21 protein-coding genes and 1 riboswitch are annotated in these 22,253 nt (G+C 34.4%); of the genes, 12 read left to right on the top strand and 9 right to left on the bottom strand.

The features are described from left to right. Nucleotides 1-108: 108 nt before the first annotated feature. Nucleotides 109-651, top strand: coding sequence for a hypothetical protein (locus QL232_RS00345; protein WP_281612553.1), 543 nt, complete (start codon nt 109-111; stop codon nt 649-651). Between the two features lie 30 nt (nt 652-681). Beyond that, the gene (locus QL232_RS00340) at nt 682-1,626 is read left to right on the top strand and encodes a hypothetical protein (protein WP_281612552.1); all 945 of its coding nucleotides are present in this window, start codon (nt 682-684) and stop codon (nt 1,624-1,626) included. A gap of 12 nt (nt 1,627-1,638) precedes the next feature. On the opposite strand, the gene QL232_RS00335 is transcribed toward QL232_RS00340, so the two are convergent. After that, nucleotides 1,639-2,175, bottom strand: a complete 537-nt coding sequence (locus QL232_RS00335; protein WP_281612551.1) for a dihydrofolate reductase family protein — start codon at nt 2,173-2,175, stop codon at nt 1,639-1,641. A gap of 282 nt (nt 2,176-2,457) precedes the next feature. Between QL232_RS00335 and QL232_RS00330 the strand changes: the two genes are divergently transcribed. Further along, entirely contained in the window at nt 2,458-2,694 is a 237-nt protein-coding gene (locus QL232_RS00330; RefSeq protein ID WP_168884591.1) for a hypothetical protein, read from the top strand. Between the two features lie 61 nt (nt 2,695-2,755). Here the strand turns inward: QL232_RS00330 and QL232_RS00325 are convergent, their stop codons facing one another. Further along, nucleotides 2,756-3,391 carry a trimeric intracellular cation channel family protein gene (locus tag QL232_RS00325; protein WP_211093381.1) on the bottom strand — a complete coding sequence of 212 codons (636 nt, stop codon included), beginning with the start codon at nt 3,389-3,391 and terminating at the stop codon, nt 2,756-2,758. 223 nt (nt 3,392-3,614) lie between these two features. Between QL232_RS00325 and dnaE the strand changes: the two genes are divergently transcribed. The 4 genes from dnaE to QL232_RS00305 all read left to right on the top strand — a co-directional run bounded on the left by dnaE (nt 3,615) and on the right by QL232_RS00305 (nt 10,515). Beyond that, complete coding sequence (dnaE, locus tag QL232_RS00320; protein ID WP_281612550.1) at nt 3,615-7,880, top strand: DNA polymerase III subunit alpha; 4,266 nt, start codon at nt 3,615-3,617, stop codon at nt 7,878-7,880. A 492-nt stretch (nt 7,881-8,372) separates the two neighbouring features. Continuing rightward, nucleotides 8,373-8,627, top strand: coding sequence for a hypothetical protein (locus QL232_RS00315; protein WP_168884593.1), 255 nt, complete (start codon nt 8,373-8,375; stop codon nt 8,625-8,627). A gap of 127 nt (nt 8,628-8,754) precedes the next feature. Further along, nucleotides 8,755-8,985: a hypothetical protein gene (locus QL232_RS00310; RefSeq protein WP_281612549.1), complete on the top strand. Its 231-nt coding sequence runs from the start codon at nt 8,755-8,757 to the stop codon at nt 8,983-8,985. Between the two features lie 153 nt (nt 8,986-9,138). Beyond that, nucleotides 9,139-10,515 carry a carbohydrate porin gene (locus tag QL232_RS00305; RefSeq protein ID WP_281612548.1) on the top strand — a complete coding sequence of 459 codons (1,377 nt, stop codon included), beginning with the start codon at nt 9,139-9,141 and terminating at the stop codon, nt 10,513-10,515. Between the two features lie 23 nt (nt 10,516-10,538). Here QL232_RS00305 and QL232_RS00300 read toward each other — a convergent pair whose 3' ends face one another. Both QL232_RS00300 and QL232_RS00295 read right to left on the bottom strand, forming a co-directional pair. Continuing rightward, nucleotides 10,539-10,904 carry a DoxX family protein gene (locus QL232_RS00300; protein WP_281612547.1) on the bottom strand — a complete coding sequence of 122 codons (366 nt, stop codon included), beginning with the start codon at nt 10,902-10,904 and terminating at the stop codon, nt 10,539-10,541. A 51-nt stretch (nt 10,905-10,955) separates the two neighbouring features. After that, nucleotides 10,956-11,636, bottom strand: coding sequence for a metal-dependent hydrolase (locus tag QL232_RS00295; protein ID WP_281612546.1), 681 nt, complete (start codon nt 11,634-11,636; stop codon nt 10,956-10,958). A gap of 204 nt (nt 11,637-11,840) precedes the next feature. Here QL232_RS00295 and QL232_RS00290 point away from each other — a divergent pair, with 204 nt between their 5' ends. Then, nucleotides 11,841-12,125 (top strand): hypothetical protein, encoded by a 285-nt coding sequence (locus QL232_RS00290; protein WP_168884597.1) that lies wholly within the window; start codon nt 11,841-11,843, stop codon nt 12,123-12,125. On the opposite strand, the gene QL232_RS00285 is transcribed toward QL232_RS00290, so the two are convergent. The 5 genes from QL232_RS00285 to QL232_RS00265 form a co-directional block, all read right to left on the bottom strand. After that, nucleotides 12,122-12,991, bottom strand: a complete 870-nt coding sequence (locus QL232_RS00285; RefSeq protein WP_281612545.1) for an ATP-binding cassette domain-containing protein — start codon at nt 12,989-12,991, stop codon at nt 12,122-12,124. The two genes, QL232_RS00290 and QL232_RS00285, sit on opposite strands and share 4 nt — an antisense overlap. Continuing rightward, nucleotides 12,988-13,653, bottom strand: a complete 666-nt coding sequence (gene modB, locus QL232_RS00280) for a molybdate ABC transporter permease subunit (protein WP_281612544.1) — start codon at nt 13,651-13,653, stop codon at nt 12,988-12,990. The genes QL232_RS00285 and modB overlap by 4 nt, the downstream gene beginning before the upstream one ends. Continuing rightward, on the bottom strand, nt 13,654-14,046 hold the full coding sequence (locus tag QL232_RS00275; protein WP_281612543.1) for a TOBE domain-containing protein: 393 nt from the start codon (nt 14,044-14,046) through the stop codon (nt 13,654-13,656). 1 nt (nt 14,047) lies between these two features. Then, the gene (gene modA, locus QL232_RS00270; protein ID WP_281612542.1) at nt 14,048-14,788 is read right to left on the bottom strand and encodes a molybdate ABC transporter substrate-binding protein; all 741 of its coding nucleotides are present in this window, start codon (nt 14,786-14,788) and stop codon (nt 14,048-14,050) included. A gap of 397 nt (nt 14,789-15,185) precedes the next feature. Then, entirely contained in the window at nt 15,186-16,106 is a 921-nt protein-coding gene (locus tag QL232_RS00265; protein WP_281612541.1) for an exonuclease domain-containing protein, read from the bottom strand. A 145-nt stretch (nt 16,107-16,251) separates the two neighbouring features. Here QL232_RS00265 and QL232_RS00260 point away from each other — a divergent pair, with 145 nt between their 5' ends. The 4 genes from QL232_RS00260 to QL232_RS00245 all read left to right on the top strand — a co-directional run bounded on the left by QL232_RS00260 (nt 16,252) and on the right by QL232_RS00245 (nt 22,224). Further along, the gene (locus QL232_RS00260; RefSeq protein ID WP_168884603.1) at nt 16,252-17,382 is read left to right on the top strand and encodes a BamA/TamA family outer membrane protein; all 1,131 of its coding nucleotides are present in this window, start codon (nt 16,252-16,254) and stop codon (nt 17,380-17,382) included. Nucleotides 17,383-17,536: 154 nt separating this feature from the next. After that, the gene (locus QL232_RS00255; RefSeq protein WP_281612540.1) at nt 17,537-18,664 is read left to right on the top strand and encodes a BamA/TamA family outer membrane protein; all 1,128 of its coding nucleotides are present in this window, start codon (nt 17,537-17,539) and stop codon (nt 18,662-18,664) included. Between the two features lie 440 nt (nt 18,665-19,104). Further along, nucleotides 19,105-19,308, top strand: a riboswitch (cobalamin riboswitch). A 159-nt stretch (nt 19,309-19,467) separates the two neighbouring features. Next, nucleotides 19,468-20,445, top strand: a complete 978-nt coding sequence (locus QL232_RS00250; protein ID WP_168884605.1) for a ribonucleotide-diphosphate reductase subunit beta — start codon at nt 19,468-19,470, stop codon at nt 20,443-20,445. 90 nt (nt 20,446-20,535) lie between these two features. Beyond that, entirely contained in the window at nt 20,536-22,224 is a 1,689-nt protein-coding gene (locus QL232_RS00245; protein WP_168884606.1) for a ribonucleoside-diphosphate reductase subunit alpha, read from the top strand. Nucleotides 22,225-22,253: the final 29 nt, after the last annotated feature.

Below are 22,253 nucleotides of genomic sequence, written 5' to 3'. Positions count from 1 at the left end.
TTTTTCATTCATTCAAGAATCTATTGTATTAGAAGACAAAAATCACCCTATTCCGAACCAATATTTAGTGTCTAAGTGTTTTATTATCAGCTCTAAAGACCTGTGAAAATGAAATACCTAGTTTTACTTATTATATCAATACCGTTCATTGCCTGTGAACCGTATCAAGACATTTCTATCAATGAAATGAGGAACACTAATGTCATTAGTTCATCCAATTGGACGGTAACAAATGCTACTTATTATACAAATTTTGATCATGTTGATCGTTCTTACTCATCTTCCTTAGATCATGGGCCCGGAGAAGTAGCCGTTAACTTCGACGTTGAGGCTAAAGTAGATGGATCTATAAGTTGGCATACACAGCAAAGTTTAGAATCTTCATATATCTCACATTTTTTCACTATTGAAGATCCTATTTTCTTCAGTTCAACGGAACACCTATTGAATTGGTCTTACAAAGAAATCTTATCTAAAAATACCATCGAACATTACCAAGCAGGTGTACTAACGGTAGGGCCTACAAGAATAAGAACTAGGGTGTATGATGATGAGCCTGAAAAAGTTTTTTGCTATATGGAAGAAAATTTAAGATTCGAAGGTAGAACATATCGCTATAGAATTGAGTTTTGGTTAGAAAAGACGAATTGACAAAGTATTTACCCTTAATTATTGAAATAAATGAAATTCCTACCTAACCTCTCAATTACAATTTTAATAATTCTTCTTTGCGTTTCTTGTGATACGAATGAAGAACCCAATATCTCCACACTAACATTAGAAAGCACCAACAACTTTGATGTAAATACAACTTTTAAAGATACTGCAGGAGGTTTTGAAGATGATAAAATCTATGTCAGTTTTTCTGTAAAGACACCCTCTAGAATAAATTCTGCACACTTAAAGGTATTAGTCAATAATACTGAAGCTGAAGTAATTGATCTACTTGATCTGCCTGCAAACTTAATTGCACAATTAACCGTGGTAAATCAGCGTAGTACGACAAATGTTCCCATTGGTAATAATTTATTAGGTCAAAGTGAAGCAATTTTTACTTTGGATGGCTATATCATAAATGCAGTATTGTCTTATACAGGCTTAGTTACTCTTCGGTTTATGTTTGAAGATGAGATCGGCAATGCCAATCACTTGGATGTGAAATTTGACCTTGTTGCAGACCCTGCGGATGGCAGGTTTTTTCTAAGTGGTAATTCATGGAATGTAGAAAATGCTCATTTATACACAACAAGTAATGGGACGGATTGGTTGGGACCGTTTCCTGTTGAGTTAGATTATTCTATGGTTTTCACAGGAAGTAGTACTTTTAATTGGTTCGTAGATTCTTCATTACATAATTATGTTTCAGAAAATTTTCAAACCACTCAAGACCCTTTGTTTTTGCAAAATGGGGAATACCATGGTACATGGAGTTGGGAAAGTGGAGAACAGTCAAATAGGGCAGATATCTACAATGGAATGGTTCGCTTACAATTGGATGCCCAAACGGTCTATCAATTTATGACTCAACACAACGAGGAAGGAGATTCCATGTGGGTAGAACATGAAGGTCCAATCAATGTAGATGGATCACAATATTTAATAGAATACCTTTTATTAAAAGAGTAAATGCAGATAAAATTAACGGGTAACGTGGTAGTGCATCTCAACAATACCTGAAGGGTGGTTTTTACAAAAGGTGAGTTCAAAAGTTGTTGTCTTACCAAAAGGTGAAAATAGAGGGACACCATTGCCTAATACAATAGGAGCAATAAATAATCGAAGTTCATCAATTAAACCATTATCTTGTAATAGTGCATTTACTTTACCACCACCAATCAACCAAATATCTTTATCCGAAGGTTGGTTTTTTAGAGACCTAATGGTTCCCATAACATCATCAGCAATGAAATCTACATTATCATCTTTTTTGGTTTCAGTATTTTTTGTGATGACGTAATTTATTTTTCCTTTATATGGAAACTCTTTGCCACTATTTTTCAGTTTCTGATAAGTAGTATTTCCCATAATTGTGGTATCAATCCCCTGATAGAATTCAGTAAATCCATACTCTTCATGTGTTTCTTTCTGAAGGTCTTCAAGCCATTCTGTACTTCCTTTAGAATTGGCAATTTTACCATCAATACTCATTGTAACAAAAGATATGATTTTTCGCATGGGTTAGTTTTTGGGGGGTCGATTGGTGAAATAATAACTATTAACAATTTAATAAATTTAAACGGGAAAAATAAAATTGAATTTTAAAGAACTTTTATCGTTAATAGTTGTTCTTATTATGTTGCTGTTTAGTTCATTACCCAAATAATGTAAAGTCTTTGATTTGAACTATTAAAGGAATGTGAATAAAAGTATATTTTACACTATTTATCGAACAAAATCATTGATCTTACGTATATAAAACCTATATTAATTACAGAAATTACTTAAAAACATATATACATGAAGCCACTTAAAATAGGATCTATTCAATTATTACCAATCGCACAAGTAGGAATTGTATTAACATTCGTACTTTTAGGTTTAGCTGCATACATTAAGTCTTACTTTTTAGCTCAGGGTTTTGATATCCCTCAGAGGTATTACATATATGTTCCAGTAATTATATTCAGTAGTATTTGGCCTTTTATGATCAGTAGAGGAATTGAGCCAAACCCTGAATTTGAAACAGAAAATTAAAAGTTTTTCAACAATAGATTTAAAGAGCGGTATTTCTTATTAATGAAATATCGCTCTTTTTTTATTCCGTTTTCTTTTTCCTTTTCAAGTCAGTGTAAAGTGATGGTAGAGTAATTTCTCTAGAAACAACCAAAAGCCTTAATAGTATTATTATTGAAATGGGAATGAGTTGATACAAACCGTCACCAAAACCAAAATAATGCATCACTAGAAAAATAGCAGAACCCAAAATACTGATGGTGGCATAGATCTCTTTATGGAAAATATAGGGGATCTCATTTACTAGAATATCTCTGGATACACCGCCAAATGCACCAGTGATCACTCCCAAAATAATACAAATACTATAGCTGAGATTATAATTCAGTCCTACCTGAACCCCTGCAATTGTAAAAAGGCCCAAACCTATAGTGTCAAAAAGCATTAAATGCTTTCTTAATAATTCTAACCTTTCTTGAAAAACCATTGCAGTGATAGCTCCGCCAATGATAAAGTAGATATAGGTAGGATCATCAATCCAAAATACATCTCTACCTTCTATTAATGTATCTCTAAGGGTACCTCCGCCAACGGATGTAACAAAGGCCACGATGACCACTCCAAAGGCATCTAACCTTTTATTCATAGCAACCAGAGCTCCAGATATGCCAAAGGCAAATGTACCTACAACCCCAATGTAATAGATGATTTCTTCCAAATACGTATAGTTATTATGTCTAATTGATGTATTAAAAATATCATTTTAAAAATATTCTACCATCAAAATTCTGAAATTTTAATAGATATTTATTCAACTTCAATAAACTAAATGTCTGATTTCCTTCAAGCGATGATTGATAAGTTAGATTATCAATTTTTATATACACTTTAGGTCCTTTTTTGTTAGCTTTGTAGACTAAATTTTAGAGCAGGAAAGTAGCATGGCATACATCATATACGATACGGAGACCACAGGTTTACCGAAAAACTTTAACGCACCCATATCAGATCTTGAAAATTGGCCCCGAGTGGTTCAATTAGCTTGGCAGTTGCATGACGATCATGGTCAACTGATTAAAGCACAAAACCTGATTGTAAAACCTGATGGTTATACAATTCCATTTAATGCGACTAAAGTTCACGGTATTACTACTGAACATGCAATTGAGCATGGTCATCTGTTAAAGGATGTATTGGAGGAGTTCAAAATCGACTTAGCAAAAGCCGATCGACAAGTGGGACACAACCTCCAATTTGATATTAATGTTACAGGAGCAGAATTCTTAAGAGAAGGCATTGAAAGTACCATCACAGAAGTGGAAGTGATTGATACAATGAAGTCTTCGACAGATTTCTGTGCTTTACCAGGAGGTAGAGGTGGTAAATTCAAATCGCCAAGCTTAACAGAACTTCATAAAAAACTATTTGGTGTTCCCTTTGCTGATGCCCATGATGCAGCATATGACGTTGATGCTACTGCTCGATGTTTCTTTGGGTTAATTGAGCATGGCGTTGTTGAGCCAATCAATAATGTACCTGTTGAAGCAGTTGTTTATGAAGCTCCTGTTCTTGATGAGGCCAACTTCGCTTTTAAAGAAAAAAGTAAAGATAAAGGTAGAGGTAAGGTAAGTAAGGAAGAGGGTTTAGCTCGTCTAAAAGATGTCCCTTTTACTCATTTGCATACACATACACAATTCTCCATTCTAAGAGCAACTTGTACCATTGGAGATTTAGTGGCAAAATCTCAAGCAGATGGCTGTACTGCAGTTTGTCTTACTGACCATGGTAACATGTACACAGCTTACCATTTTGTTAGAGATGTATTAAAAGCAGATTTAAAACCTATTGTAGGTTGTGAATTTTATTTGGTAAATGACCATAAGAAGAGAAAGTTCACAAGAGATGATCCTGATAGACGTTCTCAGCCGGTATTGATCGCAAAAAATAAGGCAGGGTACCATAATTTAGCAAAGCTATCCTCACAAGGTTTTATCGATGGTGCTTATACAGATAGAGATGGTACTTATGCTCGTATTGATAAAGAACTTCTTTTACAATATAAAGGAGATCTAATTGCAACTACAGGTGGACTGTCTTCTCCTGTAAACAACTTGATCCTGAATGTTGGTGAAGAGCAAGCTGAACAAGAATTTGTATGGTGGTTGGAACAATTCCAAGATGATTTCTACATAGAACTCTGTCGTCATGGATTGGATGAGGAAGACCACGTTAACGAGGTATTATTACGTTTTGCTGAAAAGTATGGTGTTAAGTACTTTGCGGCAAATAATGTTTATTATATAGATGAAGAGGGAGCGTCTGCACATGATATTTTATTATGTGTAAAAGACGGAGAAAAGCAATCTACTCCTATCGGTAGAGGTAGAGGTTTCCGTTTTGGCTTTCCAAACAATCAGTTCTATTTCAAATCTGCTGATGAGATGAAAGAACTGTTCTATGATTTACCTGAGGCGATTGAATGCACACAGGAAATTGTAGATAAAATTGAATCATATAAACTAGCAAGGGATGTCCTCTTGCCTGCCTTCGATATTCCAGAGGAATTTGTTAATCCAGAGGATGAGAAAGACGGAGGTAAAAGAGGTGAAAATGCTTTTTTACGACACTTGACATATGTTGGGGCGGAAAAAAGATATGGAACAATCACGGATGATATTAGAGAGCGTCTTGACTTCGAATTACAGACCATTGAAAATACAGGTTATCCAGGTTATTTCTTGATTGTACAAGATTTTACCACTGAAGCAAGAAACATGGGGGTTTCTGTAGGACCAGGTCGTGGTTCAGCAGCAGGATCCGCCGTAGCTTATGCTATTGGTATTACCAATGTTGACCCAATTAAGTATGATCTTCTATTTGAGAGATTCTTGAATCCTGACCGTGTGTCCCTTCCCGATATTGATATTGACTTTGATGATGAAGGTCGTCAGAAGATTATCAACTGGGTAGTGGATAAATATGGTTTCAACCAAGTATCTCATATTATCACTTATGGTACTATGGCGGCAAAATCTTCAATAAAAGATACTGCCAGAGTAATGGATTTACCATTAAGTGATGCCGATAGAATCGCTAAGCTTGTTCCAGATATGAAACTGAAGAAACTCTTCGGAATGTCTGATGAACAACTAAATGAAAAGCTAAACAGTGAACAAATTGAGATGGCCAATGCTTTAAAAGAGCTATCTCATGAAACAGGTCTGGAAGGACAGGTAGTGAATACAGCAAGAGTATTGGAAGGGTCTGTAAGGAACACCGGTATTCATGCTTGTGGTATTATTATCACTCCAGATGACATCACTAAATTTATTCCTGTAACTACAGCCAAAGATGCAGATCTTTTGGTGACACAGTTTGATAACTCTGTAGTAGAAAATGCAGGAATGCTTAAAATGGACTTCCTTGGTCTTCGTACACTATCGATCATTAAGGATGCTATTAAGTTAATTAAACAACGACATGGAATAGAAATCGATACAGACGATATTCCATTGGATGATAGAAAGACATATGAGTTGTATCAAAGAGGAGAGACAAACGGTACTTTCCAGTTTGAATCAGCTGGTATGCAAAAGCACCTTAGATCACTGAAACCCGATGTTTTTGGTGACCTAATTGCCATGAACGCCTTGTACCGTCCAGGTCCTTTGGAATACATTCCAAACTTTATTGCTCGTAAGCATGGAGAAGAGGAAATTGTCTATGATATTCCAAAAATGGATGAGTACCTTGCGGAGACGTATGGTATTACAGTCTACCAAGAGCAAGTAATGCTTCTGTCTCAGTCATTGGCTGGATTTACAAAAGGTGAGGCCGATATGTTACGTAAAGCGATGGGTAAGAAGATCTTCGCCTTACTAGAACAACTGAAGCCTAAATTTATTGAAGGGGGTACTTCTAATGGTCACGATCAAAAAGCATTAGAGAAGGTTTGGACAGACTGGGAAGCCTTTGCAGCTTACGCCTTCAACAAATCTCACTCAACTTGTTATTCTGTTGTCGCCTTTCATACGGGTTATTTAAAAGCGAATTACCCTGCAGAGTACATGGCATCGGTATTAACCCATAACATGAATGATATCAAAAAGGTAACATTCTTTATGGAGGAGTGTAGCCGTATGGGTATCCAAGTGTTAGGACCAGATGTCAACGAATCAGAGTATAAATTCTCAGTAAATGAGAATGGAGCGATTCGTTTCGGACTGGGTGCCGTAAAAGGTGTCGGGACAGGACCGATCAATGCAATTATTGAAGGTCGTCAAGAAAAATCTTACGATTCAATTTTTGATTTCGTTGAAAGAGTAAACCTTAAAGCCGTAAACCGTAAGGTGATGGAAAGTCTAGCTTACGCCGGTTCTTTTGATGATTTCGAATTTCATAGAGCACAATATTTCCATATTCCTGAAGGTGAAAAATTCTCAGGTATTGATCTGATATTAAGATATGGTAACCGTGTGCAGGCAGATAAGTTGTCCGCGCAGGCTTCTTTATTTGGTGCAGCAGGTGGGGCATCGGTGCCTCCTCCGAAAATTCCAGATGTGGAAGAATGGTCAAAACTTGTTGAGCTTCGTTTTGAAAAAGAAGTAGTAGGTTTCTTTATCTCGGGCCACCCACTGGACATGTATCGTATGGAGTTGGAAAACTTTTGTATTCCAATTAAAAACATTGATCTTCATAAACAGCAAGAGATCAAAGTTGGTGGAATGATTACAGAAGCAAAGATTCTTGAAAGTAAGAACGGTAATAAGTTCGGTATTTTTTCTGTTGAAGACTATGACCAAATTACTCAAATGGCCATGTTCGGAGAAGCTTTCAATAAACATAGACATTTCCTTAATGAAGGTGATTTTGTTTGTGTAACAGGAAAAGTAAAAGAGAGCTACAGAAATAAAGGTGTTTGGGAATTAAGCCCACAGCGAATTATGGCACTTTCTTCTGTAAAAGACCATTTCTGTAAAGGTATCGACTTGTCAGTGGATGTATCCTCTTTGAATGATGATATGATTATGGAACTTGTCGAAATAGTGGGTGAGCATCAAGGAACAAGAGAAATGTCTTTAGAGGTTTTCTCTAGAGAAGATAATATGGTATTGAACCTATTCTCTAAATCTTATAAAGTAGATCCATCTACGGAGTTATTAAATAAGCTAGATCTCTTGGAAGGAATCGAATATAGAGTATTCTAAAAAAGAGAGAATAAATATTATTATTAAAAGGTAATACTTCACTGTATTGCCTTTTTTATTATTTAATTTTTTTGATTGAGATGTTAAAAGTAAATTCTGATTACATAATTAAGTTTTAAATAATATTTCAGATAATAAAATTCAATAATAATGTAATGATGGTTGCACTGTTATGAGCTATTAATTTCTTGATTTTTCCAATATTTTGAGATTTTTCAAAAAAATATTGGTGATTCCTATCATTAGATTGAAAATCAGTCAACTGTGAAACTTGTATAAAAGTGTATGTAGGACAAAAATATTATTCTGATTTATTTTTGTATTATAAAATAATATACTGATTAATAAGTGTATTTTCTGACAACTATACTATTAAAATGACTTTTATATAATTATATGAAGATTGCAATACTTGTTTAAAAAAAAGTAATCGTGTATAATTGTATAGTTAATGATACCAGAATTATATCTGTTGCAACAAAAAAAATAACCATGAGCGAAGTAAAAATCGTAGCTGCTGCTGAAGCGGCGTTAACAAAATTAACGAGTTTAAACAAAAAAGGAGAATACGAGCAACAAGTAAACGACCTTACTTGGGTATTAGCTTCTTTCAAAAATGACGGTAACCCTGAAGGTGTATTTCAAAAAGTTGCTGAGGCAAAGTCTGCTTTAGCTGAATTAAAAGCTCAAAAACCGAGAAGCGTAGCTAAGAAGTTAATGGATCAACTAGAAGATGCTTTAGCTTAAGCTAATTTCTTAAAAAGGTATTGTGAAGGTTACCAATTTGGTAGCCTTTTTTTATGTCTAAAATGTAGAATCTTTGTATATTTAAGCAAATTGATGTGACAATTTTTATTTTAAATAAACTAGGGAAATGAAAAGATTACTACAAGTTATCAGTATTGTTGCAGCATTATCGATGATGAGCTGTGCTCAAGAATCTTCAGAAGGATGTTGTAAACAAGAATCATGTGCAAATTGTGAAAAATGTAGCAGCGGAGATAAGTCAGAATGTAAAATGGGAAAAGAAGAGGCTGCAATGCACAAATGTTGTAAAGAAAAAGTAGCTAATGGCGAAAAGGCTTGTTGTACAAAAACTTCATAGTCTGAAGCTTAATGCTAAAAATATAAAAAGAGCTCATATGGAAATATATGAGCTCTTTTTTTTTGTTATGTTGTTGAGTGAGAGATTTTACAGTCATCTACATAGGAAATAATCTGTAATTTTTTATATTGAAATACAATTCAAACTCAACACATGCAGAAACTATTATTTTCATTTCTACTTCTATCTATTGTAACATCTCTCTATGCTCAAGAGGAAGAAGAAGAACCTATACAAAACAATAAACAATTTGAATTTCATTCTTATGGTAGAATAGGAGTGTCTTCTTCTGTCTATGAAGAAAAAGTAGGCTCTCGGTTAAATCTATCAAGTCAAGGAGCAATAGGTGGTAGATTTGAGGAAAACGACTACATTGAAATGACTGTAGTAGCCAACATAGATCGGCTATTTGAAATGGAACCTGAGCAACCTAAGATTAAGTTTGTCTTAACTACACAGTCTTTCTCTGGTGATAATACCTTTATTGCCAATAATACTGTCATAAACTTCGCAGAGATGTATCTTGATGTGAGTGATACCATCTTTAATGTTCCATTAAACTTATGGGTAGGTAGCAGATATTATAGAGATCGGAATATCGACATGGCTGATTACTGGACCTTTAATAACTTAACAGGTCAGGGTTTCGGACTTACTGTTGGTAATACACAGTTAGCATTTGTGAGCTCTTTGGTACTACAAGATCAACCGAATAACCCCTATGGTGATGAATTGTATGAAGATGGAAGACAAAAGCATATCTTAGCATTACAGCATCGCTATCATCTCAATAAATATAATACCATCAACTTTCTTGGTGAGTATCATTTTACAGGTAAAGACTCTTTAGATGATCCTGTTTTTATAAAAGATAGAGTTAGCGATTTTGGGTTTGTCGTTGGAGCAATGCACTTACACCAAAAAGGTAATTTTCTAAATAATGCATCCATAAGGTATGGTACGAGAATAGCCAATGGACCCGGAGATGATGGATGGTCATCAAGAACGTTTATAAACTTTGGGAACCCTAATCAAACAGGCCAATATATTGGAGCATATGGCCTGAATATTACGGAGAACTTTGTGTGGGATGTCAATCAAAAATGGGGCATTATGGGATATTCTGTTTTCAGGTATGCCATTGGAGCAAGAAATCCAGTTTTTGTGAACGATCAACGACCAAATGAGAAATGGGATTTTACCATCGGATTCAGACCTCAGTTATATATTACAGATAAGTTACAGATGATTTTTGAATACCATTATCAGATAAGAGACTTTGAAGAATATTCTAATGGTATTGTAGGATACAATCCTGGGTTAGGTATGATGAATAAGTTTACTATTGCTCCTGTATATGTTCCTTCTGGAGAAAGAAAACTAATGGCAAGGCCTCACATAAGGTTAGTTTATACATTAGCTTTCTATAATGATGTGGTAAAACAAAACGGTCTTTCTCAATATTATGAAGCCGGTAATGCTGGAGATTTTGGTCAGTATTTAGGACTTAAATCAGAATGGTGGTTTTAATCAACAACCATTCTGAAATCAGATTAATACTGTTCATTAAAGTATTTCTTTCCCGAAAAATAAGAGATCAATAACGCTACAATGGCAATTATTGCAGGTAATTGTTCGTTGTCATTTACAGCAATATGTGCAGTGGCTGCTAGTACTAAGTCAAAGAAAAAACCTGCATATGCCCATTCTTTGAGGCGTAAATTGGAGCGGGACCATATGGCAACGAGTCCAAGTATTTTTAAGCCTGCTAATGGATAAATGATGTACGTTGGATACCCAAGTTTAGTAAATGCTTCTTGTATCATTTCATTTTGTAAAAAGTACATAGAAGCAGAAAAAACCATGATTAACGACAGGAATCCTGTACTAACTAGATAAGTAATTTTAGTTTTTTTCATAGATAAGTGTGGATAGTAAAAAAGGTAGATTTTTCAACCTACCTTTAATGATTATAATTCAATAGTATCTCCAACTGTAGGAAGTACTAATTTTTTGCCTTTCTTATTATAAAGATCAATAGCTTTTTCTTTATCAATAACAATAGGAGGGAAGGTATCAAAATGATAACCCATAATATGGTCACATTCGATAAAATCAGATGCAATGAGAGCATCTTCATAGCCCATTGTGAAATTATCACCTACAGGTAATATCGCTAGATCTAATTTAGGTGAAGTCATAGGGATAAGCTTCATGTCCATTGTTAAAGCTGTATCTCCTGCTATATAAAGACAACCTTCTTCGTTGCTTAATACAAAGCCACCAGGATTACCCGCATAAGTACCATCAGGTAGAACACTTGAATGGATGGCATTGACATACTTCAGATTACCGAAATCAAAATCGAAAGCACCACCATGATTTAATGGGTGACCAGTGAATCCTTTTTCTCCGTAATACGATACAATTTCAAAATTAGAAATAATTGTTGCACCAGTTTTTTCAGCTATTGCATCCACATCGACTACGTGGTCTTGATGACCATGTGTAATAAGGATATAATCTGCCTTCAGTGTATTAATATCGATGTCTTTTGCGAGTTCATTGGGTGTAATAAAAGGGTCAACAATTAAGCTCTTACCTTTTGTTTCAATCAATAAGGACGCATGTCCTAAAAATTTTACCTTCATTGTAATTAAATTGAAAAATTATTGATATGATGATTAAATTTATAAAAAACATTACTAATTTGTGCATATATTGTATTGTTAACTATCAAAAAAAGCGGTTCAAATCGTGAAATTTCTTCTTTAGCTTATAACTTAAATCAAAGAATTTCATGTGCTGTTTTTACTTAAATAAGCGTATTGCTTAAAATCAAACTATCAATAAGTATGGATAAGTTATTTATTTATGACGCTCTAGACTACTCTCTCGTCTTAGAAACAACTAAAAGAACAATCTTAAAAAGAGAATTAGGCGTCATATTAAACTCAAACAAAATTAAACTATTAAAAGAAGGACATCCGGTGATGATCCTTTCTGGTAGCAACACGACAAAAAGACCTTTATTTATTGGCTCATCTGAACTTTCGGAAGAAATAATAGAAGGAATGTTTGTGAAGTATCAATTAGATAAATTCTATTTGAAAGAGGAAGACAAAGTAGAGGAGGTTTAGCCAATTTTATGGATAATTGGTTGAAAAGCTTTAGTAGTAACAACAACTGTATCATGACTTTTTAAGGTATGACCAAGTTCTGGATCAACCACAACTCTTACAACTTCTTCCCCAATAAGTAAGGATACTACATGCATAATATCTTGATGGATAACATCTAGGACTTTTGCTGTGAACTGAAATTTCCCATGTGATTTTTGACCTTGGAAAAATTCAGAAGGGCTTTTTATTGCCGTAACTTTCCCAGAATCAATAGCAATAATTTGCTGACATAGTTTGTACATCTCAGCAATGTCATGACTAATGAGAAAAGTGGTAAGGCGATATTGTTGATGTAATTGTTGTAAGTAATCTTGAAGTCGAAGACGCATTTCTTGATCTAATGCGGCAAGTGGTTCGTCTAGCAGTAATAATTTAGGTTGTTGAACGACCGACCTTGCTAAGGCGACTCTTTGTTTTTGTCCTCCAGATAGTGTTGGTGGAAATTGGTTTAATATGGATTCTAATTCCATAAGTTCAACTAGATCTTGGAGTACTGCTTTGTCTTTTTTCTTTGGAAGTGCATATTCCAAATTCTCCTTTACAGACATATTGGGGAAAAGAGCATAGTCTTGAAAAACCATTCCTATACTTCTCTTCTGAGGAGAGAGATTGATGTTTTTGGTTGCGTCGAACCATATTTCATCGTTGATGATGATCTTCCCTTTTTGTGGAGTGATAAAACCACAAATGATATTTAGTAAGGTTGACTTACCTGCCCCAGAATGACCATAGACACCATAAAAGCGCTGTAATTCACCTTCAATTTTGAAGTTGATGGAGGTATTACTATTTGGGAATTTATGTTGTACATCAATTAAAATCATAATTTATTATCACTTTTTTGATGAATAATGTAAAGGCAAAAAAGAATGCAAAATGCAATAGCTAATAATACAATTGAATAGAGGTGTGCATTTGTATAATTCAACATTTCAACTTCTTCATAGATAGCAATTGAGGCAACTTTAGTTTTTCCAGGTATGCTTCCACCGATCATAAGCACAATACCAAACTCACCTAATGTATGTGCAAATGTGAGCACAATTCCATTCAGGATATTATGTTTCATATTGGGAAGTATTACTCGGAAGAATGTTTCCAGATCTGATTTGCCCAATATTTTGGAAGCTTGAATCAATTGCTGTGGTATCTGTTGAAACCCAGTTTGTAATGATTGAATCATAAAGGGTGCACTGTAAATTACAGAGGCAATCACTAATCCCGTAAAAGAAAATAACACTTGGATACCTAAGGTGTCTTCTATCCATTGCCCAAAGGTATTGGAAGGACTGAAAGCGAGCAAGAGGTAGAAACCCAAAACAGTGGAGGGTAATACTATGGGTAAGTTGATGATACTTTCAATAAAGGGCTTAAGTATAGAATTTATTTTAGATATGTTATAGGCTATAGGAAGACCTATAACAAGAAGAATAATTGTGGTAATAGCAGACAACTGAATTGTCAATAATATTGGTGTCCAGTCCATTTACTCTAAAATAATTTCATTAGTTTTTATAAAAGCAACTGCATTTCCTCCTACCTGAAGTTGAAGACGTTGTGCTGATTGTGTAGTAATTACAGAGGAGATGCTACCAATATTTGTTTCTAATAACACTCTACATAACACTGTACCCCAAGCGATTTTAGTGATAGTTCCTTGTAACTGATTTTGAATACTTATCTGCTCTGTAAGTAATTCATTACCCATAAAAACTTCTGTCTCTTTAAATACAATTTGGATCTCTTGCCCAATAATTAAGGGAGAAGATGTTGAACTTATTGTTAAGGTGGATAATGTTTCACTATTTATTTTCACCTTAATTAATAAGATACTTTCATCACCAAGAATTTCTGTAATATGTCCTTTGAATTTGTTCAAATTAGTTTGAGAATGATGCAATAATATCTTGTCCTTTTTTACTCATAAGCCAATTTAAGAACAATTGTGCATTTTCTTCATCATTGCCCTTAATTACTACAGCACCTTGATTAATTTTTGGATATAGTTCATTTGGCACTTTCACCCAATGCCCTACATTTTTTAGTGAGGGAGAATTTGCAATAAATAAAGAAGTAAAGGCAACATCTACGCTACCACTATGGACATATCGAGTGATCTGAGAGATACTTTCTCCATACACTAATTTTTCGTCTAAGTTAGTGCCAAAAACTTCATGTATAGCAGAGATCGCTGCAACACCATAAGGAGCAGTTTTGGGGTTGGCAATACCAATTTTATGGATACTGGCTGAGAAAATATCATCCATGTTGCGTAATTCAATTGGTTTTATTGTCCAAGCGACTAAAGTTCCTTTAGTATAAATATCGGGCGATTTTAATGTTTTACCTTCTTCAAATAACTGTTGAGGATATTTCATATCAGCAGAAACAAAAACATCGTATGGAGCTCCCTCTTTTATTTGGTGGTATAATTTTCCTGATGAACTTAATATAATATCACACTCAATACTTGTTTCTTTATTGAATTCCTGAACTAGCTCTCTTATCACAAAATTCATATTGGCAGAGGTAGCTATTTTTAATGTTGATCTCTTAGAAGTATCACAACCTTGAAGTGATATAACTAGAAATAGGACAAGTCCACTTAAAATATTACGCATACACAAATTTAAATAAACAATGAAAACATTAAACAAAACTAAGATAGCTCTCACCTTTTTTAGGTATTTTTATTACGTAATCTACCTATTAACAAATATTTTCATTACCATTACAATGCCCGATGTTATACAACAAAAATGACTAATTCATGTACTATCAGTGTTTGTTGCATGAAGAATATTCAAATTCAACCTTTACCTGTTTTTTTAAATATTCTGAAGCACCTTTTCAATTTAAGCATCATGATAAAATTTTTACCCTAAAGAAAGTTTATCCAAGTGCTGTTCAAGAGGTTCCTATTGGGGAATTGCTCTTCAAAAGAAATAATTTTTACAGGATGGACAGTGAGAAAAAACCTCAAAAAATCTACTGGAACCAGCTGTTAAAACAAATGGCTTAATCATCAAAGCTCATAAAGAATTCATTTTCTCCCATAATGAATATTGGGAAACCCTGTGATCTATATACCTCAGCACTCTTAATTTTAGAAGATTTAAAACCTTGTCCATAGCGTTCAAAGTCTTGTCTTCCCAACACTAAAAAGTCTGTCTGAGGTGTTAGAGAGTCAGGAGAAACGTATCCTCCGATATTGACTACTTTTTGCATTGCGTTTTTTCTTGTCATTTCAGATAATCGGCCAGTAAAAACGACATGTTTTTTATAGAACCGATGATTCGGTTGAGGATTTTTTGGTGCAGAAAAAGTATATGCCTTTCTTTTTTTCTCAGGTCTACCATTACCAAAAGATTGGTAAGAACCATCCGTTTTAAGTTGGCCTATCTTTGTTCCTAACTTATCTGATAAATCATAAAGAGAATCAACTTCATGTCGTTCGATCATTTTCAATGCTACGATAGCCGCAGCCATTGCATCACTTTCAGCATTATGGTGGTTTAATTGGATATCGAAGTGATCTGATAAAGCACTTAAACCATACGATGATAATTCTGGAAAGGCTTTTCTTGACATGATCAACGAACAGAAATAATCAATAGATGGTGGTGCAACATCATAAAGAGCTAAAGAATTTCTTAATACACTCAGATCAAAAGCAGCATTATGAGCAATCAATGGATATTTTGTCAATAACGGAGACAATTTAAACCATACATGTTCAAAGGTTGGTGCATCTAATGTCATTTGTGGTGTTATACCATGAATAGCTACATTATTTGGTGCATAATAATCCGGGAAAGGTTTAATAAGATGATGTTGTGTATCAACAATTTTACCTTTCTCTACCACTGCAATACCAATAGAACAAGCTGAAGTTCTTTTTGCATTCGCCGTTTCAAAATCTATCGAAATAAAATCCATACAGCAAAGATAGTTAATCACAAGGATTTGGATGTAGTAGTGAAATGAAGTTTCATTATCCCTCTTGCTGACGATTTTTCAAAAAAATTATTACATTTAAGGAACGACTTCTCATTTTACTCAATATTTTCATCCAACTAACGCTATGAGCTACTATAAAAGAAACTATTTTATATTGCTCTTTTTTTTATTCACCATAAATAGCTTTGGTCAAGAAAAAGAAGAGTATTTGAATGAACTAGATACTGTCTACAAAAACCAAATCACCGCTTTCCCGTTTTGCGGATATACGGTAGAAACACGGTTGAAATTTGGAGTGACTGGTATTTATCAATTTAAGGTTCCCAAGGCGACTTTGGCCACGAGACCCTCCAATATTACATTATTTGGTTATTATACAATTGAAAACCAGATGAGGATAAAACTGGCACATACAGTATTTACCAAAAATGAAGACTGGCTATTGGAAGGTGCCTGGGAATATGTGATTTTCCCTGAAAAATATTACGGTATTGGAGCAGAAACTCCAAATAGCAATGAGCAAATCATCAATTGGACAAAGGTTGATTTTAGACAACAAGTGCTTCGGAAGGTTTCCTATAAAATGTTTTTAGGCCTTCAATATAGATATGCTGATTATTGGGACATTAGTGTGACCAAAAGAAAAGATGGAACATATAGTGATATGTCTGAAATTCCTGGATATGCAGGAGGTAGTATGTCAGGTTTTGGTTTCGTTTATAAATGGGATAAAAGGGACTATGTAATGGCACCAACTAATGGCCATTTTATAGAAGCTAAATTAGAAGCCTATGAAACATGGATGGGATCAGAATATAGTTTCCGCCGTTTTTTTCTTGATGTTAGAAAATACTTTGACTTGACTAGAGAAAAGGAAGGAAATACAGTCTTAGCACTTCAAAGCATATTACAGACTACCAACGGAAATGTACCTTTTAGAGAAATGTCATTGATGGGAGGAATGTATATGATGAGAGGAATTTACGAAGGAAGGTATCGAGATAATAATATGCTTGCGGTACAGGCTGAATTGAGGCAACATTTATTTTGGAGAATTGGAATGACTGGTTTTGTCTCTACAGCCAATGTTTATAATCAAATGAATGGCTTTCAATTCGATCAGACAAAACTTGCTGGAGGAGCTGGACTTAGATTCATCTTCAATAAAAAAGATAAAGCTTCATTACGAGCGGACTATGGCTTTGGGCCTAATAAAAGTTCTGGGTTATACCTTACTTATGGTGAAGCATTTTAATAATGTTGGGAGATTAAATTTATTCAAAAGGAATCGATTTTTCTCCCTTTTTTGACAATTCTATTCAATAATTTTAAACTTCTTTATGAATACCCTATAATGTGTCTGAAAATTAGTAGATTTACGATCTTATATTATCGCTGAACTAATATTTATGCAAACATCGAAATCACTTCTACTTATTTTATTTTCACTATTTATTTCATCATCGATTTTAGCACAAGACGATTCAATTTCGAGTGAAATAGATACATTATATAAGAGGAAGATAACCGCCTTTCCTTACCCAGCTTATGCCCAAGAAACAAGTTGGGAGTTTGGCCTAGTAAGTGTGTTTCAATTTAAAACACCCAATGCCACTTTAGCTACTAGACCATCAAATGCAACATTTATAGGTTTCTATACTTTAGAAAATCAAATGAGGTTGAAGTTGGAGCATACTATTTTTACCAAAGATGAAAACTGGTTATTCGAAGGAACATGGGAGTATGCTAAATACCCAGAGAAATATTACGGTATTGGTGGGGACACTCCAAATAGCAATGAACAGTTGATGGATTGGACCAAAGTTGATTTCCGACAACAGTTTCTGAAAAAAATTAGAGATAAGATGTTTTTTGGTCTTCAATACAGATACGCTAATTTTTGGGATATAAGTGTTGGACCAAGAGAGGATGGAAGTTATGGTGATGTCTCTGAAATACCTGGGTATGCAGGTGGTTCACTTTCAGGATTAGGATTTGTGTACAAATGGGACACAAGAGACCTTGTATTGACACCTTCTGGCGGGCATTATATTGAAGCTAAAATCGAAACCTATAACTCTTTTTTAGGAAGCGATTATAAATTCGAACGTATTTACTTGGATGCAAGAAAGTACTTTGATGTGAGTAGAGAGAAAGAAGGAAAAACAGTAGTGGCTTTTCAGGGTATTTACAACTCAACATATGGTGATGTTCCTTTTAGAGAAATGGCACTTATGGGAGGTTTGAATATGATGAGAGGTGTCTATGAAGGTAGATATAGAGATAATAATATGATCGCCTTTCAAGCAGAAGTAAGACAGCATATGTTCTGGAGATTAGGAATGACAGCCTTTGTTGCAACTGCTAACGTTTATGAAAATAGCAGTGATTTTAATTTTTCAGAAACTAAACTTTCGGGAGGTGTTGGTGTAAGGTTACTGATTAACGAAGAAGACAAAGCATCACTAAGAGCGGACTATGGAATTGGCCCTGATGGAAGCTCCGGAATTTATCTAACTTTTGGTGAAGCTTTTTAAGATGACATCATTATTATTTTTTGAATAAAAAATCAAGACAATAATTCTGTTTGTTTGAAATTTACAAACAGTCATTAAGCTCATTTTTAATAAAAGGTGAATCATGAAAAAAAATCTTTTATTAAAAATGAGCTTTTTTTTCATGATACAACCCAAATTTAATTTTGTATATAGTCGTTATGTGATCTCTGAAAACAAATCCTGATTTATTGTGTTATATATTATATTTTTTTTTGAACGAGTAATACAAAAAATGTTTCATTGATTGGGACAGGTGTTACTTTTTGAAATATTAGAATAGTACAATTATTGATAGGTAGTTAGCTCTCTTCTTATTAGCGCTAATTTTTGATTCAGTCAAGTAAAAAATGATAAAATTGAGAATATTTTTTTTTATAAAATTACCATCAAAAATGTTTGCAATAATCACGAAAAGGCTATTTATTTGTTAAAACGAAGGTGCTGAAGTGAAGTTGAGAATGCTTCAGTGAAAAGGGAAATAGGTGTAATTCCTATGCTGTTCCCGCAGCTGTAAGTTTTTAGATGAGTTCAATTTTTAACCACTATATCTTTTGGGTATGGGAAGGGAGAATTTCATCACTTAAAAACGAGCCAGAAGACCTGCCATCGTGTGCTTAATTTACCTCCTTCGGGATAAGGGAGAGCAAATCGTTGATCTATCTTCTTTGAATGTTTTCAAAGTTTTAGTCAAAGAGTCTTGTAAAGTAAAATTAGCAAACGTCAAATGTGCGGCAACAAATTAGTTGTCAGTGTTGTTTACATTAAAAACTTTAAATATAACAATGAGTTTACTAGATAAACGTGTAGCTTACAAACCTTTTGAATACCCAAAAGCACAAGAGTTCATTGATGCAATTCATCAGACTTTTTGGATTCACTCAGAAGTGAATTTTGATGCTGATATTCAGCAATTCAAAACAAACTTAAGTGATCATGAGCGTGATGTTATTGGTAATATTTTAAAGACATTTGCACAAACAGAAACAAACGTTCAGGATGATTTCTGGGGTGTGATCGGACAATTTATTCCTAAGCCTGAGATTAAAGCAATGGCGATCACTTTTGCAGAAAATGAAGCTAGACATGCATCAGCATACGCTCGTTTAAACGAATTGTTAGATTTGGATAATTTTGAGGCATTCCTAGAAGATGAAACAGCTATGGAACGTCTTGAAATGTTATCACAAGTGACAGTTGATGCACAAGGAAATGCAAAACCAGAAGATTTACTTCAGTCGATTGCAATTTTCTCTTGTTTCACTGAAAATGTAAACTTATTCTCTCAGTTTGCTATTCTTCTTTCATTCAAAAAATTCAAAAACCAATTAAAAGGTATTGGTAATATCATTAAGTGGTCTGCGAAAGATGAAAACTCACATGCAAGAGCAGGTATGTGGTTGTACAACTCCATGATTGCTGAATACCCTGAGTTGAATACTGAAGAATTACAAAACCGTATCTATGAAGCGGCTAAGATTTCTCATGATGTTGAAGTAAGATTACTTACAGGCATCTTTGAAAATGGCGAGTTTGATTTCTTACCAATCAATCACTTGGTACATTTCATGAGAGACCGTTTAAATAAGAGTTTATCAGAAATTGGTTTAAAGCCAACTTTCGAAGTAGACAAAGAAGTACTTAAAGAAATGCAATGGTTTGATGAGGAAGTATTCGGTCTTGCTCATGATGATTTCTTTGCCGTACGTCCAACAGAATATACAAAGAAAACTCAGTCAGTTACCGCTGACGATTTATTCTAAGCAAAAATACTACAATACAAGGGAGCAGCTATTCTCCCTTGTAATTTCAATTTCTTTCTAAACACCACTACACACCCTCAGTTCTTAATTATGTCTGAAATTACTTTAACTGCTGAAGCATCTAATTTGGAAGCAAGCCCAAAATGGATGACTCATGAAGGATTGCAAACTTTAAATAACGGTTACCTATTAGAAGGTGAAACTGTAAGAGATGCTGTAACAAGAATTGCTAAAGCTGCTGCAACTCGATTAAAAAGACCCGATTTCGAAAAAAGATTCTTTGACGCTATTTGGAATAACTATTTATGTCCTGCTTCACCTGTATGGTCAAATATGGGTACAGAAAGAGGATTACCAATCAGTTGTTTTGGTAGTTATGTGCCTGATAGTATTGCTGGTATCGGTTCTACTTTAGCAGAAGTAATGATGATGTCGAAAATTGGTGGAGGTACTTCTATCAATATGTCTGATGTACGTCCTAGAGGTGCTGAAATAACAAATAACGGTACTTCAAACGGTGTATACCCTTTCTTGGAAATGTTTGATTCAGTAATCAACGGTACAAACCAAGGAAGTACAAGACGAGGTATGCTTGCTGCTTACCTTGACGTTGAGCATGAAGATATCGACGAATTTCTAACTATTAAAGATGTTGGAAAGACAATTCAAAATATTTTCATGGGTGTAACTGTTTCTGATAACTTTATTCAAAAGGTAAGAGAAGGAGACAGACGTAGCCGTGAGGTTTGGGCAAAAGTGATCAAATCTAGAATTGAAAAAGGCATTCCTTATGTCTTATATAAAGATAACGCAAACAATCAACGTCCAAGATGGTACAAAGATCAAGGGATGGAAATCAAAGCCTCTAACCTTTGTTCTGAGATCATGCTTCCTTCTAATGAAGAAGAATCATTCGTTTGTTGTTTGTCATCATTAAACTTAGTGCGTTATGATGAGTGGAAAGATACTGACTTAGTTGAGACAGCTACTTTCTTCTTAGATGCAGTAATGGAAGAGTTTATTGATAAAGCCAAAGGTATTGATCACATGCAAAGAGCTGTGAACTTTGCTAAAAACCATAGAGCATTAGGTTTGGGTGTTTTAGGATGGCATAGCTTCTTACAAAAGAAGAAAATTCCTTTTGCTGGTATTGCGGCTGATTCTTGGACAAGAATTATCTTCAAACAAATTAAAGAGCAATCTATCAGAGCTTCAGAAAAGTTAGCGAACGCTTATGGTGAGCCTAAGGTAATGATGGATACAGGTAGAAGAAACTCTACATTGTTAACTATTGCTCCTACAACTTCTAATGCTTTGATTGCTGGTGGATACTCAACTGGTATTGAGCCAATGGCAAGTAACTATTATGTAATGGACTCTGCTAAAGGTGTATTCTCAAGAAAAAATAAGCAGTTAGAAGAGTTGCTAGAAGAAAAAGGATTGAACAATGATGATATCTGGAAACAAATTTTAGCAGACGGGGGTTCAGTACAAAATATCAATGCTTTAACTCCAGAAGAGAAAGAATTGTTCCTTACTTTCAAAGAAATCAACCAGATGGCTATTGTTCGTCAAGCTGCGTTACGTCAACAATTTATTGACCAATCTCAAAGCTTGAACTTGAACTTCCCTCCATCAACACCGGTAAAAGATATTAATGCAGTAATGCTTGAAGCACATGCTTTAGGAGTAAAAACATTATACTACCAAAGAAGTGAAAGTATTTTGAGAGCTCAAATGAATGTCACAGAAGATGTTTGTGTCTCATGTGAGGGTTAATCTCAAATCAAAGATAAACTTAGAAGCTG

This window comes from Flammeovirga sp. SubArs3, from assembly GCF_947387565.1.
Lineage (GTDB): Bacteria > Bacteroidota > Bacteroidia > Cytophagales > Flammeovirgaceae > Flammeovirga > Flammeovirga agarivorans.
Note: the sequence above shows the minus strand (reverse complement) of the source record. Positions and strands in the feature narration are given on the sequence as shown.

Coding starts and splice junctions, on each gene's coding strand:
- QL232_RS00345 (WP_281612553.1), top strand. CDS start 109: ATGAAATACCTAGTTTTACTTATTATATCAATACCGTTCATTGCCTGT.
- QL232_RS00340 (WP_281612552.1), top strand. CDS start 682: ATGAAATTCCTACCTAACCTCTCAATTACAATTTTAATAATTCTTCTT.
- QL232_RS00335 (WP_281612551.1), bottom strand. CDS start 2,175: ATGCGAAAAATCATATCTTTTGTTACAATGAGTATTGATGGTAAAATT.
- QL232_RS00330 (WP_168884591.1), top strand. CDS start 2,458: ATGAAGCCACTTAAAATAGGATCTATTCAATTATTACCAATCGCACAA.
- dnaE (WP_281612550.1), top strand. CDS start 3,615: ATGGCATACATCATATACGATACGGAGACCACAGGTTTACCGAAAAAC.
- QL232_RS00315 (WP_168884593.1), top strand. CDS start 8,373: ATGAGCGAAGTAAAAATCGTAGCTGCTGCTGAAGCGGCGTTAACAAAA.
- QL232_RS00310 (WP_281612549.1), top strand. CDS start 8,755: ATGAAAAGATTACTACAAGTTATCAGTATTGTTGCAGCATTATCGATG.
- QL232_RS00305 (WP_281612548.1), top strand. CDS start 9,139: ATGCAGAAACTATTATTTTCATTTCTACTTCTATCTATTGTAACATCT.
- QL232_RS00300 (WP_281612547.1), bottom strand. CDS start 10,904: ATGAAAAAAACTAAAATTACTTATCTAGTTAGTACAGGATTCCTGTCG.
- QL232_RS00295 (WP_281612546.1), bottom strand. CDS start 11,636: ATGAAGGTAAAATTTTTAGGACATGCGTCCTTATTGATTGAAACAAAA.
- QL232_RS00290 (WP_168884597.1), top strand. CDS start 11,841: ATGGATAAGTTATTTATTTATGACGCTCTAGACTACTCTCTCGTCTTA.
- QL232_RS00285 (WP_281612545.1), bottom strand. CDS start 12,991: ATGATTTTAATTGATGTACAACATAAATTCCCAAATAGTAATACCTCC.
- modB (WP_281612544.1), bottom strand. CDS start 13,653: ATGGACTGGACACCAATATTATTGACAATTCAGTTGTCTGCTATTACC.
- modA (WP_281612542.1), bottom strand. CDS start 14,788: ATGCGTAATATTTTAAGTGGACTTGTCCTATTTCTAGTTATATCACTT.
- QL232_RS00265 (WP_281612541.1), bottom strand. CDS start 16,106: ATGGATTTTATTTCGATAGATTTTGAAACGGCGAATGCAAAAAGAACT.
- QL232_RS00260 (WP_168884603.1), top strand. CDS start 16,252: ATGAGCTACTATAAAAGAAACTATTTTATATTGCTCTTTTTTTTATTC.
- QL232_RS00255 (WP_281612540.1), top strand. CDS start 17,537: ATGCAAACATCGAAATCACTTCTACTTATTTTATTTTCACTATTTATT.
- QL232_RS00250 (WP_168884605.1), top strand. CDS start 19,468: ATGAGTTTACTAGATAAACGTGTAGCTTACAAACCTTTTGAATACCCA.
- QL232_RS00245 (WP_168884606.1), top strand. CDS start 20,536: ATGTCTGAAATTACTTTAACTGCTGAAGCATCTAATTTGGAAGCAAGC.